The organism is Nitratireductor sp. OM-1 (assembly GCF_003296175.1).
Classification (GTDB): Bacteria; Pseudomonadota; Alphaproteobacteria; order Rhizobiales; family Rhizobiaceae; genus Nitratireductor; species Nitratireductor aquimarinus.
Genome location: NZ_CP029208.1, coordinates 952,066 through 969,094, shown reverse-complemented (window position 1 = coordinate 969,094; position 17,029 = coordinate 952,066). Strand labels below are relative to the sequence as shown.

Annotated in this window: 16 protein-coding genes; 12 read left to right on the top strand and 4 right to left on the bottom strand. The window is 62.8% G+C overall.

Annotated features, from left to right (window positions below):
- The first annotated feature begins 257 nt into the window (after positions 1-257).
- The 4 genes from DEJ54_RS04545 (at position 258) to DEJ54_RS04530 (ending at position 5,048) form a co-directional block, all read left to right on the top strand.
- Positions 258-1,574: an NAD(P)H-dependent oxidoreductase gene (locus tag DEJ54_RS04545; RefSeq protein WP_113153519.1), complete on the top strand. Its 1,317-nt coding sequence runs from the start codon at positions 258-260 to the stop codon at positions 1,572-1,574.
- 111 nt (positions 1,575-1,685) lie between these two features.
- Positions 1,686-2,720 carry a thiamine pyrophosphate-dependent dehydrogenase E1 component subunit alpha gene (locus DEJ54_RS04540; RefSeq protein ID WP_113153518.1) on the top strand — a complete coding sequence of 345 codons (1,035 nt, stop codon included), beginning with the start codon at positions 1,686-1,688 and terminating at the stop codon, positions 2,718-2,720.
- Entirely contained in the window at positions 2,720-3,730 is a 1,011-nt protein-coding gene (locus DEJ54_RS04535) for an alpha-ketoacid dehydrogenase subunit beta (protein WP_113153517.1), read from the top strand. Before DEJ54_RS04540 ends, DEJ54_RS04535 begins: the two co-directional genes overlap by 1 nt.
- 1 nt (position 3,731) lies before the next feature.
- Complete coding sequence (locus tag DEJ54_RS04530) at positions 3,732-5,048, top strand: pyruvate dehydrogenase complex dihydrolipoamide acetyltransferase (protein WP_113153516.1); 1,317 nt, start codon at positions 3,732-3,734, stop codon at positions 5,046-5,048.
- Between the two features lie 211 nt (positions 5,049-5,259).
- Here the strand turns inward: DEJ54_RS04530 and DEJ54_RS04525 are convergent, their stop codons facing one another.
- Positions 5,260-5,946: an HAD family phosphatase gene (locus DEJ54_RS04525; RefSeq protein WP_113153515.1), complete on the bottom strand. Its 687-nt coding sequence runs from the start codon at positions 5,944-5,946 to the stop codon at positions 5,260-5,262.
- A gap of 115 nt (positions 5,947-6,061) precedes the next feature.
- Positions 6,062-6,709 (bottom strand): hypothetical protein, encoded by a 648-nt coding sequence (locus tag DEJ54_RS04520; RefSeq protein ID WP_113153514.1) that lies wholly within the window; start codon positions 6,707-6,709, stop codon positions 6,062-6,064.
- 185 nt (positions 6,710-6,894) lie between these two features.
- Between DEJ54_RS04520 and DEJ54_RS04515 the strand changes: the two genes are divergently transcribed.
- The 5 genes from DEJ54_RS04515 (at position 6,895) to ptsP (ending at position 11,639) form a co-directional block, all read left to right on the top strand.
- Positions 6,895-7,332, top strand: a complete 438-nt coding sequence (locus DEJ54_RS04515) for a transcriptional regulator GutM (RefSeq protein WP_113153513.1) — start codon at positions 6,895-6,897, stop codon at positions 7,330-7,332.
- Positions 7,333-7,396: 64 nt separating this feature from the next.
- The gene (locus DEJ54_RS04510; RefSeq protein WP_113153512.1) at positions 7,397-8,155 is read left to right on the top strand and encodes a PTS glucitol/sorbitol transporter subunit IIC; all 759 of its coding nucleotides are present in this window, start codon (positions 7,397-7,399) and stop codon (positions 8,153-8,155) included.
- A 14-nt stretch (positions 8,156-8,169) separates the two neighbouring features.
- Entirely contained in the window at positions 8,170-9,168 is a 999-nt protein-coding gene (locus tag DEJ54_RS04505; RefSeq protein ID WP_113153511.1) for a PTS glucitol/sorbitol transporter subunit IIB, read from the top strand.
- A 71-nt stretch (positions 9,169-9,239) separates the two neighbouring features.
- Positions 9,240-9,620, top strand: a complete 381-nt coding sequence (locus DEJ54_RS04500; RefSeq protein ID WP_113153510.1) for a PTS glucitol/sorbitol transporter subunit IIA — start codon at positions 9,240-9,242, stop codon at positions 9,618-9,620.
- 36 nt (positions 9,621-9,656) lie between these two features.
- Positions 9,657-11,639: a phosphoenolpyruvate--protein phosphotransferase gene (gene ptsP, locus DEJ54_RS04495; RefSeq protein ID WP_113153509.1), complete on the top strand. Its 1,983-nt coding sequence runs from the start codon at positions 9,657-9,659 to the stop codon at positions 11,637-11,639.
- A gap of 149 nt (positions 11,640-11,788) precedes the next feature.
- Here ptsP and DEJ54_RS04490 read toward each other — a convergent pair whose 3' ends face one another.
- The gene (locus tag DEJ54_RS04490) at positions 11,789-12,526 is read right to left on the bottom strand and encodes a hypothetical protein (protein WP_113156080.1); all 738 of its coding nucleotides are present in this window, start codon (positions 12,524-12,526) and stop codon (positions 11,789-11,791) included.
- Between the two features lie 215 nt (positions 12,527-12,741).
- Between DEJ54_RS04490 and DEJ54_RS04485 the strand changes: the two genes are divergently transcribed.
- The 3 genes from DEJ54_RS04485 (at position 12,742) to DEJ54_RS04475 (ending at position 16,623) form a co-directional block, all read left to right on the top strand.
- Positions 12,742-13,701, top strand: coding sequence for a sugar-binding transcriptional regulator (locus tag DEJ54_RS04485; protein ID WP_224924899.1), 960 nt, complete (start codon positions 12,742-12,744; stop codon positions 13,699-13,701).
- A gap of 274 nt (positions 13,702-13,975) precedes the next feature.
- On the top strand, positions 13,976-14,881 hold the full coding sequence (locus tag DEJ54_RS04480; RefSeq protein WP_224873547.1) for a LysR substrate-binding domain-containing protein: 906 nt from the start codon (positions 13,976-13,978) through the stop codon (positions 14,879-14,881).
- Between the two features lie 227 nt (positions 14,882-15,108).
- Positions 15,109-16,623, top strand: a complete 1,515-nt coding sequence (locus DEJ54_RS04475) for an aldehyde dehydrogenase family protein (protein WP_113153507.1) — start codon at positions 15,109-15,111, stop codon at positions 16,621-16,623.
- 81 nt (positions 16,624-16,704) lie between these two features.
- On the opposite strand, the gene DEJ54_RS04470 is transcribed toward DEJ54_RS04475, so the two are convergent.
- Positions 16,705-16,968, bottom strand: coding sequence for a DUF2312 domain-containing protein (locus DEJ54_RS04470; RefSeq protein ID WP_113153506.1), 264 nt, complete (start codon positions 16,966-16,968; stop codon positions 16,705-16,707).
- Between the last annotated feature and the right edge of the window lie 61 nt (positions 16,969-17,029).

Genomic DNA, 17,029 nt, shown 5'->3' with positions numbered 1-17,029 from the left:
TCCCTGGCTGGTTCTTCATTTAGGAAGCCCATTTGCGTTCGTTCAGATCGGAAAACTGAAACAGAGCGTTCACAAAAGCTGGAATGTTACGATTTTCTCTTTCCCCAGCGTCATGTCTGCTGTGCGGGCTTTTGCTGCTGACGGTTCTGGGGAGAGCAGGGCGTTGTTGTCGCGCCAATGGACATTCGTATTGACACCTAAACATATGTTCAATAAGCCTCAATCTGAGGAAACGCCATCTGGGAGAGTGGTCAGAAATGTCTGCCAACGTTGCGCTTACCGGCCTTGCCCGGGATCTCGAGGATCGGGCCAAATCCGGCAAGCCGATCCGTATCGGCCTTGTGGGGTCGGGCGAAATGGGTACCGATATCGTCACCCGCGTCGCACATATGCCCGGCATTGAAATCGGCGCCATTTCGGAGCTGAACCTGCCTGCGGCAAGCCGCGCCGTGGATATCGCCTATCAGGAAGAAGGGCACGCCAAGGAAGCGGACACGCAGTCCGCCATGACCGCGGCGATGGAAGCCGGCAAAGTTGCCGTCACCAACAATGCCGATCTTCTTCTCGAGAACGATCTCATCGACGTCGTGATCGATGCGACCGGTGTTCCCGCTGTCGGTGCTGAAATCGGTCTTCGGGCCATGGAGCACGGCAAGCATCTCGTCATGATGAATGTCGAGGCTGACGTCACCATCGGCGCTTATCTGAAGAGCGAAGCCGACCGCCTGGGCGTTACCTATTCGCTGGGCGCTGGCGACGAGCCGTCCTCCTGCATGGAGCTGATCGAGTTTGTTTCGGCCATGGGGCATCCCATCGTCGCCGCCGGCAAGGGCAAGAACAACCCGCTCAACATCGATGCGATCCCGGACGACTATGCCGAGGAAGCAGCGCGCCGCAACATGAACGTGCGCATGCTGGTCGAGTTCGTCGACGGCTCCAAGACCATGGTCGAGATGGCGGCCATCGCCAACGCCACCGGTCTCGTGCCGGACAAGCCGGGCATGCATGGCCCCAAGGCGACGCTGGACGAGCTGTCCTCCGTACTGGTGCCGGAAAAGGATGGCGGTGTGCTGTCGCGCGTTGGCGTGGTGGATTACTCCATCGGCAAGGGCGTGGCGCCCGGCGTCTTCGTTGTCGCCGACATGTCGCATCCGCGCATTTCGGAGCGCATGGAAGACCTGAAGATGGGCAAGGGCCCTTACTTCACCTTCCATCGCCCCTATCACCTCACCTCGCTTGAAGTGCCGCTCACCTGCGCCCGCGTCGTTCTCTACGGCAAGCCGGACATGGTGCCGCTGGACAAGCCGGTTGCGGAAGTCTGCGCCGTCGCCAAGAAGGACATGCAGCCGGGTGAGACGCTCGATGCAATCGGTGAATACTGCTACCGCGCATGGATCATGACGGTGCCCGAGGCTCGCGCCTCCAGGGCCATCCCCTGCGGTCTGCTTCAGGGCGGCACGGTCACCAAGCCCATCAAGAAGGGTGAACTGATCACGTCCGACAATGCTGCCCCGCCGGCCGGTTCCAAGATCGCCGAGCTGCGCGCGCGTCAGGACAAGCTCGTTTACGGCTAGATCGCCATGCGCCCGTTCGGGCGCACACGGACGATCTGATTTATTGATGGAACATCGGACCGGAAGCCGGTTCCCGCTTTTCGGTTCGATGCTCTAGACAGGAGCGTAAAAATGTCGGCCACGGCCAAAAAGAGCGCCTCGAAAACCGATGGCGCCAACCAGCCTTTCATCTACAGGCAGTTCGATCAGGAAAAGCTGCGCGATGCGCTGCGCAAGATGTATCTGATCCGCCAGTTCGAGGAAGGCGCAGAAGAAAGCTACATGCGTGGCCTGATCCACGGCACGATGCATCTGTCCATCGGACAGGAAGCAAGCGCTGTCGGCATCTGCCTCGGCCTTTCTGATGAAGACCAGATCACCTCCACGCACCGTGGCCACGGCCACTGCATCGCCAAGGGTGCGGACGTCTCGCGCATGTTCGCGGAGTTCTTCGGCAAGACCACCGGCTATTGCCGTGGCCGTGGCGGCTCCATGCACATCGCCGATGTGTCGACGGGCAATCTCGGCGCAAACGGCATTGTTGGCGGCGGTCTGCCGATCGCCGTTGGCGCTGCCCTGACCGCCAAGAAGATGAAGACCGGCAATGTCGTTGTCTGCTTCTTCGGCGACGGCGCAAACAATGAGGGCGCGTTCCACGAGGCGCTCAACATGGCCGCCATCTGGAAGCTCCCGGTCGTCTTCGTCTGCGAGAACAATGGCTACGGCATGTCCACCTCCGTTGCCCGCGCAACGGCGGTTCCCAACATCGCCGACCGCGCCGCCGCCTATGCGATGCCGGGCGTGATCGTGAATGGCAATGTCGTGTCGGATGTGGCCGAGGCCATGCACGAGGCGACCGAGCGTGCACGCAATGGCGAGGGACCGACGCTCATCGAGTGCAAGACCTATCGCTATCGCGGCCACTCCAAGAGCGACCGCAATCGCTACCGCACCAAGGAAGAGATCGAAGAGTGGATGACCGAGCGTGATCCCATCGAGGCGTTCGAGGCAGAGCTCGTCGAGTTCGGCGTCATCGACGCCGCCGGTATCGAAGCGATCCGCGAAGGGGTTCGCAAGGAAATCGAAGCAGGCATCGAGTTCGCTAAGGAAAGCCCGATGCCCGAAGTCGCCAATCTTGAGAAATACGTCTACACGGAGCAGGCCTGATGGACGCGCAAGTCGAGACAGCCACGCGTGAACTGAGCTACGCGCAGGCCATCCAGGAAGCCATGGCCATTGCCATGGAGCGCGATGAGCGCGTGTTCCTCATGGGCGAGGACATCGGCGTCTATGGTGGCGCATTCCAGGTCACCGGCGATCTGGTGGAACGCTTCGGCCCCGAGCGCGTCATGGACACGCCGATCTCGGAGCTGGGCGGCGCTGGCGTCGCAGTCGGTGCAGCCGTGACCGGCATGCGTCCGATCTTCGAGTTCCAGTTCTCAGATTTCGCGACGCTCGCCATGGAGCAGATCGTCAACCAGGCTGCCAAGATGCGCTACATGCTGGGCGGCGCCGTTTCGGTGCCGGTCGTCATGCGTTTCCCGGCCGGTTCCGGCACGGGCGCTGCCGCGCAGCACAGCCAGAGCCTCGAAGCATGGCTCGGCCATGTGCCCGGCCTGAAGGTCATCCAGCCGTCCACCCCGCACGATGTGAAGGGCATGCTGCTTGCGGCCATCGAGGATCCCGATCCGGTGATGATCTACGAGCACAAGCTCCTCTACAAGATGAAGGGCGAAGTGCCGGAAGGCTATTACACCGTGCCGATCGGCAAGGCTGCCGTTCGTCGCGAGGGCGCTGATCTCACCATCGTCGCCACGTCGATCATGGTGCACAAGTCGCTGGACGCTGCAAAGCAGCTTGCCGAAGAAGGCATCGACGTCGAGGTCATCGACCTGCGCAGCATCCGCCCGATGGATCGCCAGACGATCATCGACAGCGTGTGCAAGACGTCCCGCCTGATGTGCGTCTATGAGGGCGTTAAGACGCTCGGCGTCGGCGCAGAGATTTCGGCGATGATCGCCGAGAGCGAGGCCTTCGACTATCTCGACGCACCGGTCGTCCGTCTGGGCGGCGCGGAAACGCCGATCCCCTACAATCCGGAGCTGGAAAAGGCGACGGTTCCGCAGGTCGACGGCATCGTCAAGGCGGCCCGCGATCTGGTTACGGGAGCGCGCTGACATGGCTGTTGAAGTCATCCTGCCCAAGGTCGACATGGACATGTCGACCGGCCGCATTTCTTCCTGGCTTGTCGAGGAAGGCGCGACCGTGAAAAAGGGCGATCTCCTGTTCGAGATCGAGACCGACAAGGCGGCCATGGAGATCGATTCTCCTGCCGCCGGCATCGTGCGCAACATCACCGGCAAGGAAGGCATCGACATTCCGGTCGGTCAGGTTGTGGCGTGGATCTATGAAGAAGGCGAGGCCGTGGCCGATGCACCGGCTTCTGCGCCCGCCGAAGCCGCAGCCGAAGCGCCCGCAAAGGCGGAGGCGCCGGCCCCCGTTGAGGCCGCGGCACCCGTCGCCGCTGCTCCGGCAGCGACTGCGGAAGCATCCTCCGGCGTCCGCGCTTCTCCGCTTGCCCGCCGTCTGGCGAAGGAAGCCGGTCTCGACCTGTCCGCCATCACCGGTTCGGGTCCGAAGGGCCGGATCGTCAAGGCCGATGTGGAAGCCGCCGGCAAGGATGGCGGTGCGAAGGCAGCCGCACCGGCGGAAGCAGCTTCCGCCGCTGCGTCCGCGCCGCAGGCCATGTCCGACGATCAGGTGCTGAAACTGTTCGAGGAAGGCTCCTACGAGCTCATCCCGCATGACAGCATGCGCAAGACCATCGCCCGTCGTCTGGTCGAGGCCAAGTCCACCATCCCGCATTTCTACCTGACGCTCGATTGCGAGATCGACGCGCTTCTGGCGCTGCGCAAGCAGCTCAATGATGCCGCGCCGAAGGTGAAGACCGGGGATGGCGAGAAGCCGGCTTACAAGCTGTCGGTCAACGACATGGTCATCAAGGCCCACGCCAGGGCGCTGGCCATGGTGCCGGACGCAAATGTGTCGTGGACCGAGAACGCCATGGTGAAGCACAAAAACGCCGATGTGGGCGTTGCCGTGTCGATCCCCGGCGGTCTGATCACGCCGATCGTGCGCCGCGCCGACGAGAAGACGCTGTCTGCCATCTCCAACGAGATGAAGGATCTGGCCGCGCGGGCGCGTTCGCGCAAGCTGAAGACGGAAGAGTTCCAGGGCGGCAACACGGCCGTGTCCAATCTGGGCATGTTCGGCATCAAGGACTTCGCCGCCGTCATCAACCCGCCGCATGCGACGATCCTCGCGGTCGGTGCGGGCGAGCAGCGGGCCGTGGTGAAGGATGGCGAAGTGAAGGTTGCGACCGTGATGTCGGTCACGCTTTCGACCGATCACCGTGCGGTGGACGGTGCGCTTGGCGCAGAACTCCTCGCCGCCTTCAAGCAGGTCATCGAAAACCCGATGGCGATGCTCGTCTGACCGGAATTTCCGGACAGGCTTTCCCGGTCGGCTTGGGGGCTCGCCACCGGGGAAGCCCACCAAAAAGAAAGGCGGACCGCCGTTCTCATGAAACGGCGCACCGCCTGAAGAATACCGAAAACGACTTTGACCGCGTCTGGCGCTGCCTGCCATCATCACAGGCAGCGCCTTTTCTTTTGCGCGGAAGTCGTTCCGGAAACGTGGAGAGGTTTTAAGCGCCCGCCACCGCTTCGCCGATGAAGCCGCGCTGCCGGAGTTCCGCTTCGATCTCATCCCAGCTTGCGCAGACCGCGTGTGCGCCGGCACCGCTGAGCTTCTCGCCATGGCCGTCGAATGTGTGGCTGCCACCGGTGAAGCCGATGGCCGTCATGCCGGCCGCCACCGCGCCCTGCACGCCGAAGGGCGAGTCCTCGATCACCACGGAGGAGGCCGGCGCGCCGCCTAGCTTCTCTGCAGCGAACAGGAAGATGTCCGGTGCCGGCTTGCCGTTCTTCACCATCGAGGTGCTGAACACGTCGTCGCCGAAGAAATCGGCAATGCCGGAGACCCCGAGGCTGAGCTCAATCCGCTCCATGGAGGATGAGGAAGCGACGCAGCGCGGCGTCTTCAGATTGCTCAGGAAAGGCACGATGCCGCGCGTCGGCTGAAGTTCTTCTTCCAGCAGCGCCTTCGTCTCCAGCCAGATGTCGCCATCCGCATGGGCGGGGAAGGCAAAGCCGGTCAACTCTTCGATGCGGGTGATGATGTCGGCCTGTTTCATGCCGATGCACTGGCCGACGATCTCGCGCTTCAGCGCCAGACCATGCTTGTTGTAAACGCGCTCATAGGCGATTGCGGCAAGCGGTTCACTGTCGACGAGAACACCGTCGCAATCGAATATGATCAGGGGGGTAGTCATGAAAACTCCGGACTTTCGGGGCTGAGGGGGAGGCTGCGTTTCAACGTGGCGAATGAATGCCGCCCTTTAGGGCATTTTTCCGTCACTTGAAAACACCCGGTGTTGCGCGATGTTCCTAGCTCGCCGGGTCAGGGAAGATCGAGGGCGCTTCGATGCTCTTGCGCCCGGCTTCGATGGCGTTGCGCATGGCGATCCGCCCTTCCACGAGATCGGGCGCAACCCAGTTGGGCTCCGCACCAAGGAAACGGTCGAGGAAGGCGACGGCGGAGGCCGGCATCTCGCGCGTGTTCTCGCGGTAGGACCACCAGGTCCGCAGATCGTCGGCACAGCGGGCCAGACGCGGCGCTTCGCCGAATTCCTGCTCGAAGATGGCGGCAATCGCGCACACGCAGTAGTTCGTGTAGAGAAAGCCCTCCGGCCAGAATTTGACGATCTCCGCATTCTCCGCGTCGCCCGTCACCGTGCTTTCCGGCGTCACCGTGACCGGCGCATGGCGGATCATCTCCTTCAGCGCGAGGCCGGCGGCATAGATGATGAAGTCGCCACGGTCGAGCTGGGCATAGGCCTTCTGCGCATCGACCATCTCCACCCAGTCGAGAAAGACGCGGGTGAGCTTCTCCTCGTCCACCTCGAACACGACACCGTAATGCTGCGTCACAGCCTTCGCATTGCCGCGAAAGGTCGTGCGAAACCAGCGCAACTGGCGCAGCCGGTGGCGTAAATCGGGCATGACTGCAAGTTCGTTCTTGAAATCCAGATCCAACGGGTGAACTCCTTAGCCGGAACCATAACATGCGGCATGTCGGTTCCAATCAAATAAGCCGTGATCCACGTATTTGAAGGAATATACAATTTGACATTTCAAAAAACAAATGTTCTTAATTTCAGGATTATTAAGTGTGTTGACGTGCGTACGCTTGGGAAGAGCGTTTCGGGAGGTAATGCCTGATGGCACTATGGCAATGGGGGCTTTTGCTCCTCGCAGTCGTATGGGCGCTACAGTCCTACGGCGTGTGGCTGCAGATGCGTCACTATTCCGACGTCTTTAAAGGCATCACGCAGAAATATGCGGATGGTTTCGTCGGCACGGGCGCATTTCACGGCCGTTTCCTGAAACGCGGTGCAATTGCCATCGTCGTGGTTTCGCCGGATCTCGCCGTGCGCCGGATCCTGACCATGAGTGGCCGCTCCGTCTTCGCAAAATTCAAGCGACATGAGCAGTTCGAGGGCATGACCCTTGATCAGTTGCGGGCCGAACCGGCGCTTTTCGGAGAAAAGCAGCCGGGGCTGACCGCGGCAATTACGCAGGCGGTTGCTCAGATAGACCGTACGCGGGCAGGCGAGGAGCCGCCGCTTCGGGAATCTCTGGCCGCTTCAAAAGCATGACATACGGGACTGCGCGCTCACCGGGGCTCAATTACCGGGGTGAGCAGAAGAGAGAGGGAGGACTATGTCTGTCATTTCCATGATGGCCCAGCACGCCGATACGGCGATGCAGGGGCTGCATATGGCTGGCGCAGTGGCGGGTGATGCCGCGCTGCACGGCAAACTCGCCGCCAAGGCGGCGACAAATGATCTGGTCGTGCTTGCTCAGGCAGGCACCGACCTTTCGGTCGAAGAGTTCCGGCAGAAGCTGGACTCGGTTGCCCAGGAAGAACAGCTCGGATGGCTCACCGCCGCCGGCAAGTACTTCATCGGCATCTTCCAGAAGGGCGGCGAGGTCTTTGCTGGCTTCGTCACCGGCATCATCCCGACGCTGGTCGTGCTGATGACCGCCTTCTACGCCATCACCGAACTGGTGGGCGAGAAGCGCGTTCACGGCCTTGCCCAGAGCGCCGGCCGCATCGCGCTCACGCGCTACACGGTGCTTCCGGTTCTCGCCGTCTTCTTCCTCACGAACCCGATGGCCTACACCTTCGGCTCGTTCCTTGAGGAAAAGCACAAGCCGGCATTCTACGACGCCGCTGTGTCCTATGTGCACCCGCCGCTCGGCCTGTTCCCGCACATCAACCCGGGTGAGTACTTCGTCTGGGGCGGCATTCTCGTCGCTCTGCTCGAGCTTGAGAGCCAGGGCGTCGTGCCCATCGGCTATCACATCACCGTGGCCATCTGGTACGCGCTGGTCGGTCTCCTCGTCATCCTGCTCAAGGGCATGCTGACCGAGCGGATCACGGCCATCCTGGCGCGCCGCCAGGGCGTTGAGCTCTAGGGGAGGCGCAGGACATGGCTAAAACATACAAAGCAGTAAAGATCTCCAGGGGCTCGTCTGGTTGGGGCGGTCCGCTCGTGATCGAACCGACGGACCAGCGCAACAAGATCGTGTCGGTCACCGGCGGCGGCATCCACCCCGTCGCAAAGCGCATCGCAGAGATGACGGGCGGTGAAGCCGTTGACGGTTTCAAGAGCCCGCCCGTTGAAGGCGAGATGGCTGTCGTGGTCGTCGATTGCGGCGGCACCGCCCGCTGCGGCGTCTACCCGCGCAAGCGCATTCCCACCGTCAACCTGACCCCGGTCGGCCAGGCAGGCCCGCTTGCCCAGTTCATCACCGAGGACATCTATGTCTCGGGCGTTTCGCCGGAGAACATCGAGATGGCCGATGGCACGGAAGCGGCCGCTGTCGCTGGCGGCGCGGCCGCGTCTTCAGAGCCGGAGAGTGCTCCGGCTGCGGCGCCGGCCACCGAGGAAGGCGGCCTTGTCGGCCTCATCAGCAGCGTTGGCCGCGTGATGGGCAATGTGGTTGGCGTGTTCTTCAACGCCGGTCGCCGCACCATCGACCAGGTGGTGCGCAACGTGCTGCCCTTCATGGCCTTCGTGACCATGCTGATCGGTCTGATCCTCTACACGGGCATCGGTGACATTCTCGCCGAGCCGATGGGACCGCTGGCCAACAACATTGTCGGCCTGCTCATCATCTCGGCCATCTGCGGCCTGCCGTTCCTGTCGCCCATTCTCGGGCCAGGCGCGGTCATTGCGCAGGTGATCGGCGTGGCGATCATCGGACCGCAGATTGCCAACGGCACGATCTCACCGGCCATGGCGTTGCCTGCGCTGTTCGCTTACAACACGCAGGTAGGCTGTGACTTCGTTCCGGTGGGCCTGGCCCTCGGCGAAGCGAAACCCAAGACCATTGAGATCGGTGTCCCTGCGGTGCTTCTGAGCCGTCAGGTCATGGGCCCGGTTTCCGTGGCCATTGCCTGGGGCGTCAGCCTGCTGGTTCTTTAAAACAACGGGGTGGCGGTCGTCGTTTGGGCGGCCGCCCTTCCCGAAACGAATGTTTGCATGGAGTTATTTGAATGTCGGTGTTTCTCAAAACGCGTATTACTGCAGTCGGTCCCGAAGTCGCGGATCTGGCGGAAGGCGGTGTCCTGATTCTTTTCGCTGACGGCGCGCCGGAGGAACTTGCCGAGGTTTCCGTTCTGCATGCGGTGCAGGAAGGTCCGTCCGATGCCGCGCCGGCCGCTGGCGCCCGCGTTACCGTGGGCGATGTGACCGCCGAAATCACCGCCATGGGCGAAGCCGCCTGGAACAAGGTGCGCGAGATCGGCCATGTGGTTGTGAACTTCAACGGCGCGCCCGCCGTGGAGCGTCCGGGCGAGATCTGCGCCTCCGTCGTCGAGCCGGCAACGCTTGTTGCGGCCCTGAAGACGGATGCAGTCATCACCATCGGCGCATAACGCCGTAACGAACTGAACAACAGATACGAGACCGTTATGGAACGCTCGACCATCGTCAGAGTGCAGGATGGCCTGCATGCCCGTCCCGCCACACGCTTCGTGCGCCTCGCCAAGGGGTTCGAAAGCGATGTGGAAATCATCAAGGGCGAAAAGGCTGTCAGCGCCAAGAGCTCGGTGAAGCTGATGCTGCTTGGTGTGAAGGAAAACGACGAAGTTTCCATTCGCGCCGATGGCGCCGACGCCATTGAGGCCGTCGATGCCCTCATCGCCTATCTTGAAAACCCCATGTCGGGTGTCGAGGAAGGCGTGGGCGAGCCCGCAAAGGCGCCCGCCGCCGAGACGCCTGCGCCCGCAGCGCCTGCCGCACCGGGTGCGCCTCTGGTCGCCGATGGCGGCCTTCATGGTGTTGCCGCCAGCGCCGGGCTTGGCCTCGGTCCTGTCTTCGCGCATTTTCCGCAGCAGATCGTTCCCAACAACACGACGCTTTCCGCTGGCGAAATCGAGCCGGAAAAGCAGCGCTTCGCGGAAGCGATCCAGCGTCTTCAGGAAAAACTCGACCGTTCGCTTGCATCCGATGGCATGCAGGAAAGCGATCGCGGCATCGTCGCGGCGCTGCGCGACATCGCCTCCGATGATGCGCTGCGCGACGAAACGCTTGCCGCCATCGATGGCGGTCTCGACGCCGTATCCGCCGTCATCGCCGCATCCTCCCGCCTGGCCGATGATTTCCGCAAGCTGGACGACGCCTATATGGCCGCGCGCGCCGAGGATATGGAGGCCATTGCCCGCCAGATCTGTCTCACGCTTCTCGGTCAGGAAGATGCGCGCCTCGACGACATTCCCGAAGGGGCCATTCTCGTCGCCGAGGATATTGGCGCATGGGATCTGGCGCGTGCGCCGCTCAAGCGTCTTGGCGGCGTGGTCTGTGGCCATGGCGGCGCGACGTCGCATGTGGCCATCATCGCCCGCACCCATGGCATTCCCGCAGTGCTCGGCCTTGGCGGGGCCGTCAACGTACTGCGCGACGCGAAGCAAGCCGCCATTGATGGTCACACGGGACAGGTCGTTGTCGAACCCGACGCTGCCACCCGTGCGCGCTTTGAAGAGATGATCGGCGCTGCCGCCCGCGAGCGGGAAGCGCTCAGGGTCTACAAGGATGTGGTGCCGCGCCGCGCCGATGGCGCGGTCATTCAGGTGGCGGCCAATCTCGGCTCGCTCGAAGAGGTCGAGGCCGCTCAGGAAGCCGGCGCAATGGGCGTTGGCCTGTTCCGCACCGAGCTTCTTTTCATGCGACATATGCATCTGCCGTCCGAGGACATGCAGGCCGAGACCTATGCCGAGCTTGCCCGCGCTTTCCCGGACCACCCGGTCATCGTGCGCACGCTCGACATTGGCGGCGACAAGCCGATCTCCGGCGTCGAGTTCCCGGAAGAGGAAAACCCCTTCCTCGGCTGGCGCGGCATCCGCATGTGCCTCGACCGCACCGACATCTTCAAGGTTCAGCTCCGGGCGCTGCTGCGCGCTGCCGTTCATGGCAATCTGCGCGTGATGCTGCCCATGGTCTCGACCGTTGAAGAGGTGCGCCGCACCCGTGTTCTGATCGATGAATGCGCCGCCGAGCTGAAGGCCGAGGGCGTTGCCCATGGCGAATTCCCGCTGGGCGTGATGATCGAGACGCCGGCTGCCGTCTTCGGCGCGGAAGCGCTGGCGAAGGAGGTCGCGTTCTTTTCCATCGGCACCAACGATCTGACGCAGTATGTGATGGCGGCGGACCGCCTGAACCCGTCGGTTGCCAATCTGAACGACGCCGCCCATCCAGCCGTCATGGCTGCGGTCGATCAGGCCGCCAGGGCAGCGGTCGCGGCGGGCATCGAGATCGGCATGTGTGGCGAGGCCGCCGCGCGCACCGACCTGATCCCCGAGTTCATTCGCATGGGGCTGACCGAGCTCAGCATGAGCCCGGCTTCGGTGCAGGCCACCAAGAAGCAGCTTTCCGAGCTGTTCGAAAAGGCAGTCTAGCAGCGCTCCGGTCAGGTGTGCTTCCCCTGACCATCGAAGACTTGAAGACCGGCTGCCGCGGATGCGGTTGGCCGGTCTTTTGCCATTTGGCATTGCGTAAGAACAATGAATGAGAGCGCTTTCGCGCTTCAACGAAAAGCGGAAGCGCTCTAAGGCAGATGCGTGAGCAGGCTTTCGAAGATTGCCGTCAGGTCGGCAATCGGCTGATCGGCCTCAAGGCTGCGCGCCATCCGCTCCCGGCGTGCGGCAACCGCCAGCGTGGCGATGTCCAGCAGGTCCGAAGCGGAAAGGCTTTCGTCGAACAGCGCCAGTCCCGAGGCGAGAAGTCCCGGCGCAAACACGATGATGCAGGTCTCGGCGTTCTGCGCTGCGGCAGGCATTGCCGGGTCGCTCAGCGCGTTGCGGCAGATTTCCTGAAGCAGATGCGCGAGCAGGCCCGCCAGAAGCGGCCTTATGGCTTCGGGCGTCTTCGCGTTCTTCAGCGCCAGCAGCACATGGCCCTGCCGCTGGCGGAGCGTCTCATGCGCTCCGGTGAAGGTCGTCTCGCGCATGGCCGGGGGCTCGCGGTCGTCCAGCGTGGCCGCCAGCGCCTTTGCCGCGCGATACATGTGGCGCCGGAACGCGCGCTCGCCTTCCATCGGGTCGGTGCCGAAATAATCGACCAGCGGTCTTATGACCAGTTCGGGCTGTTGCCCGCCGGGCAGCACGGTGCGGGAGGCGGTTTCGGCCAGTGTCAGCGTGTCGTCGACCATGCTGACGGCCCGCCCCAGAAGCTTCTCGATGTCCGTAAAACCGCGCTTTTCCGAAGCTGCGCCCTGCCTTTCGTGGCGATGCGCACGCAGGAAATCGCGGATATCACGCAGGCGGTCCTTAAGATGAATCGCCATGTCTTCCGAGGCGTCACGAAGCATAAAATGCTATCCTCAAGTAATTAGTTTTCTGCCGCCGGCCATTGACCGGATGGCGACATCATTGTTTTGGTCTCTCTGGAAATCAAGCGACATGCTTGTGACCGCCCCGGGGAAATACGCAGGAAGGCCATATGAGCAAGGCGAAGGTACACAATCAGCCCGCCGGTACGACCAGTTCTGGAGAAATTGCAATGACTTCCCGCAAGGGAGGTGTAACCAGCAAAACCGACCGGCTGCGTGTCCGCGCCGCCTGGATGTATTTCGTCGAGCAGAAGACGCAGAACGAGATCGCCGAGATTCTCGGCATCGGGCGTGTCAGCGTCGTGCGCATGCTGGCCGATGCGCGCGCCCGCAATGAGGTGAAAATCACCATTGAGGGCGATCTGGCCGAGATCACCCGGATCGAACGTGCGCTGGAACAGCGCTTCGGCCTCGAGCGCGCCGTGGTCGCGCCGCTCTCCGATCCCGAGGCGGATCCCATTCCCGCCGTCAGCGCCGCGACCGGCAGCTATGTGTCCGACGTCATGGCCGCCGGCATGTCGGTGGGCGTCGGCTGGGGGCGCACGCTGTTCGGCTCGCTCCCGTTCATTCGCGCCCGGCCGCTGGCCGACTTCAAAGTGATCTCGCTTCTCGGCGGTGTCGGCGTCGCCCGTCGCTTCAACCCGGCTGAATTCGCCTGGCGCTTTGCGCGCGCTTTCCAGGGGGATGGCTATCTCATTCCCGCACCCGCCGTTGTCGACAGCGTCGAAACCAAGACGGCGCTGATCGAGCGCTGCGGCCTCAACGAAATTCTGGCGCTCGCCGACACGCTTGATGCCGTCATCGTGTCCGTTGGTGGTCTTGCATCGGCCACCACCTTCTATCGCGGTGGCTATCTCACGGAAGAGGTGCGCTCTGATCTCGAAGCCAAGGGCGCGGTGGGCGACATTCTCTACCACTTCTACGATCTCGACGGTCAGCTGGTGGACCACCCGATCAATGACCGGGTCATGTCCGTCGATGTCGATCGTCTGCGCCGCGCGCCCATGCGCATCTTAACCTCCGGCGGTGAAGACAAGATCGACGCGCTGATCGGCGCAATGAAGCTGGTTGAGCCGACGGTCTTCATCACTGATGAAGAGAGTGCGCGCAGCATCCTGGCCATGGCCTAAAGCAATTCCAGGAAAAGTGGGAACCGGTTTTCCGTCCGGAATTGCTTAGAAAACAATGAATAGGAGCGTTTTCGCAATTCCACGATAAGCGGGAACGCTCTCGTCACCGGCTCCTTTAGCCGGCATGTGCGAAATGCGCATCGTCTATGTGATTTCGCCCGGCAGGCGTCTATAAGAAGCTGACGTGTTCCGGGGAACCGGAGCAGAATGGCCACGCACCGGCAAGTGCGGGCCTTGTGACCACAGGGTCGCGTGCAGGGCGCAAAGGGGAGGCATGCTTTCGACGATGGTGGACAGGTTCGCGCGGCGTTTTCTGCCTTCCTTCTCCGTTTTGCGCAGCTTTGCGTCTGCCGCGCGGCACCAGAGTTTCACGCTGGCCGCCGAAGAGCTCAACCTCACGCAGAGCGCCGTCAGCCGCCACATCCGCGACATGGAATCGGCGCTCGGTTTCAGCCTGTTCCGGCGTGTGGGCCGGCGCGTCGTGCTCACCCCGGCCGGCAAGAACCTTGCCGATGCGCTGGAAGACGATCTGCACCGCATCACGCAGACCCTGCACCGCGCCATCGCTGCGGGCATGGCGGGCGCAACGCTCAATGTCGCCAGCCTGCCCACCTTCGCCAGCCGCTGGCTGATCCCGCGCCTGCCGGAATTCGAAAAGGCGCATCCGGGCATCGGCATCAATCTCATGGCGCGCATCAATCCGTTCGATCTCGCCCATGAGCGTTTCGACGTGGCGATCCATTTCGGCCGCGACAACTGGCCGGACGCCCGCCTCACCAAGCTGTGCGACGAGGCGATGATCGCCGTCGCATCGCCGGCCTTTGTTGAGAAACACGGCGTCAAGGCTCCCGAGAACCTGCTCGACGCCCCGCTCCTTCATCTCCAGAGCCGCCCAGGCGCGTGGGCTGACTGGATGCGCGAGGCCGGTGTCGGCGATGTGCCGGCGCTTCCGGGAAAGCAGTTCGACCAGTTTACCATGGTCATTGCAGGCGCAACCGCCGGGCTCGGCGCCGGTCTGGTGCCTGCCTATCTGATCGAGGAGGAGCTGCGCTCCGGCGTTCTTGTGCAGATCGGAGATACGTCGCTCGCCACCCAGAACGCCTATTTTCTGGTTCAGCCGCTCGGCGTCGAAAACCCCTCGGCAGACGCGTTCGTGGCGTGGATCGTCGCGCAGGTCTGAACCTGCCGTGGATTGGTTCTTGTGCTTTTCCGGCACCGATTGGCAGGGAAAGCATGACCGTCCATCATGAATACAGTCCGAATTTCCATTTCCAATGACCGCCCGGTCTTCCTACATTCCCGCCAGAGGCTCGTCCGGCCGCGCGGCTTTCAGAGCATTTTGCAGTCAGGTGGCATCGCCTGACGCCCGCATGAATACAGAAAGATAATCGAGGGAGCGAAGCACCCATGAACGTCAAGAACGAAACAACCGAACTCCTCAAGCGCCTCGGCGTCGATGAGAAGGCGATTGCCGGTGGCGACCTGACCGTGCGCACGCCGGTCACGGGCGAGGAAATCGCCGCCGTCACGTCCATCTCGGCTGCTGATACCGGAGCAGCCATCGAGCGCGCGCATGCCGCTTTCAAGGCCTGGCGCAACGTGCCGGGTCCGCGCCGTGGCGAACTCGTGCGCCTGCTTGGCGAAGAGCTGCGCGCCTCCAAGGACGATCTCGGTCGCCTCGTCTCCATCGAGGTCGGCAAGATCCGCTCCGAGGGTCTCGGCGAAGTTCAGGAGATGATCGACATCTGCGATTTCGCCGTCGGTCTCTCGCGCCAGCTCTATGGCCTCACCATCGCCACCGAGCGCCCCGGCCACCGCATGATGGAAACTTGGCACCCGCTCGGCGTTGTCGGCGTCATCTCCGCTTTCAACTTCCCCGTCGCCGTCTGGTCGTGGAACTCGGCGCTGGCGCTGGTCTGCGGCGACAGCGTTGTGTGGAAACCCTCCGAGAAAACGCCGCTGACGGCGCTCGCCTGCGAGGCGATCTTCAAGCGCGCCGTTGCCCGCTTTGGCGATGACGCGCCGGCGGACCTGCTCACCGTCATCATCGGCGACCGCGCCGTTGGCGAGGTCATGGTCGACCATCCGAAAGTGCCGCTGGTCTCCGCCACCGGCTCCACCCGCATGGGCCGCGAAGTCGGCCCGCGTCTGGCGAAGCGTTTTGCCCGCGCGGTTCTGGAACTCGGCGGCAACAATGCCGGCATTGTCTGCCCCTCGGCCGATCTCGACATGGCGCTGCGCGCCATCGCCTTCGGTGCCATGGGCACCGCCGGTCAGCGCTGCACCACGCTGCGCCGCCTGTTCGTGCATGAATCCGTTTATGACGAACTGCTGCCGCGCCTGCGCAAGGCCTACGAATCGGTCTCCGTCGGCAGCCCGCTCACCACGGATGCACTGGTTGGCCCGCTGGTCGACAAGGGCGCTTTCGACAACATGCAGAACGCGATTGAAGAAGCGAAGAAGCTCGGCGGCAAGGTCGTCGGCGGCCAGCGTTTCGACAGTGGCGATGCAGACGCCTATTACGCGCATCCGGCCCTGGTCGAGATGCCGGAGCAGGCCGGCGTCGTTCTGGAAGAAACCTTCGCCCCGATCCTCTACGTGATGAAGTACAGCGACTTCGATGACGCGCTCGAGCTTCACAATGCGGTTGGTGCGGGCCTGTCGTCCTGCGTGTTCACCACCGATATGCGCGAGGCCGAGGAATTCCTCAGCGCACGCGGTTCCGACTGCGGCATCGCCAACGTCAATATCGGCACTTCCGGTGCGGAGATCGGCGGCGCGTTCGGCGGCGAAAAGGAAACCGGCGGTGGCCGTGAATCCGGTTCCGATGCGTGGAAGGCTTATATGCGCCGCGCCACCAACACGGTGAACTACTCCAAGGAGCTGCCGCTCGCGCAGGGTGTCTCCTTCGACATCGAATAGGGCATCTGCCGCAGATAACTGCAGGCAAAAAGAAAGGGCGGCCCGGAGCCGCCCTTTTTCATGTCCGGCCTGTGGCCGAAATCATTCCATGCCGAGCGCGGCCTTGTAGAGGTCGATCATCGCCTCTTCTTCCTGGCGCTCCGCCTGATCCTTCTTGCGCAGGCGCACTATGCTGCGCACGGCCTTGGTGTCGAAACCATTGGCCTTCATCTCGGCGTAGACTTCCTTGATGTCTTCCGAAACCGTCTTCTTGTCTTCTTCGAGGCGCTCGACACGCTCTATAAAGGCGCGAAGCTGGCCAGCGGCAACGGTATCTGCGGTTTCGGTGGTGATGTCGTCGGACATGCGAAACTCCGGTCGATTGTACTAAAGCCCGCGACTCGGGGCATTGAGGCGTGGCAGGTTC

Excerpts from the sequence above, each read along its gene's own strand:
- ptsP (WP_113153509.1), top strand. The coding sequence starts at position 9,657 with ATGGAACGCTCGACCATCGTCAGAGTGCAGGATGGCCTGCATGCCCGT.
- DEJ54_RS04530 (WP_113153516.1), top strand. The coding sequence starts at position 3,732 with ATGGCTGTTGAAGTCATCCTGCCCAAGGTCGACATGGACATGTCGACC.
- DEJ54_RS04545 (WP_113153519.1), top strand. The coding sequence starts at position 258 with ATGTCTGCCAACGTTGCGCTTACCGGCCTTGCCCGGGATCTCGAGGAT.
- DEJ54_RS04540 (WP_113153518.1), top strand. The coding sequence starts at position 1,686 with ATGTCGGCCACGGCCAAAAAGAGCGCCTCGAAAACCGATGGCGCCAAC.
- DEJ54_RS04535 (WP_113153517.1), top strand. The coding sequence starts at position 2,720 with ATGGACGCGCAAGTCGAGACAGCCACGCGTGAACTGAGCTACGCGCAG.
- DEJ54_RS04500 (WP_113153510.1), top strand. The coding sequence starts at position 9,240 with ATGTCGGTGTTTCTCAAAACGCGTATTACTGCAGTCGGTCCCGAAGTC.
- DEJ54_RS04510 (WP_113153512.1), top strand. The coding sequence starts at position 7,397 with ATGTCTGTCATTTCCATGATGGCCCAGCACGCCGATACGGCGATGCAG.
- DEJ54_RS04515 (WP_113153513.1), top strand. The coding sequence starts at position 6,895 with ATGGCACTATGGCAATGGGGGCTTTTGCTCCTCGCAGTCGTATGGGCG.
- DEJ54_RS04525 (WP_113153515.1), bottom strand. The coding sequence starts at position 5,946 with ATGACTACCCCCCTGATCATATTCGATTGCGACGGTGTTCTCGTCGAC.
- DEJ54_RS04485 (WP_224924899.1), top strand. The coding sequence starts at position 12,742 with ATGACTTCCCGCAAGGGAGGTGTAACCAGCAAAACCGACCGGCTGCGT.
- DEJ54_RS04490 (WP_113156080.1), bottom strand. The coding sequence starts at position 12,526 with ATGGCGATTCATCTTAAGGACCGCCTGCGTGATATCCGCGATTTCCTG.
- DEJ54_RS04475 (WP_113153507.1), top strand. The coding sequence starts at position 15,109 with ATGAACGTCAAGAACGAAACAACCGAACTCCTCAAGCGCCTCGGCGTC.
- DEJ54_RS04470 (WP_113153506.1), bottom strand. The coding sequence starts at position 16,968 with ATGTCCGACGACATCACCACCGAAACCGCAGATACCGTTGCCGCTGGC.
- DEJ54_RS04480 (WP_224873547.1), top strand. The coding sequence starts at position 13,976 with ATGCTTTCGACGATGGTGGACAGGTTCGCGCGGCGTTTTCTGCCTTCC.
- DEJ54_RS04505 (WP_113153511.1), top strand. The coding sequence starts at position 8,170 with ATGGCTAAAACATACAAAGCAGTAAAGATCTCCAGGGGCTCGTCTGGT.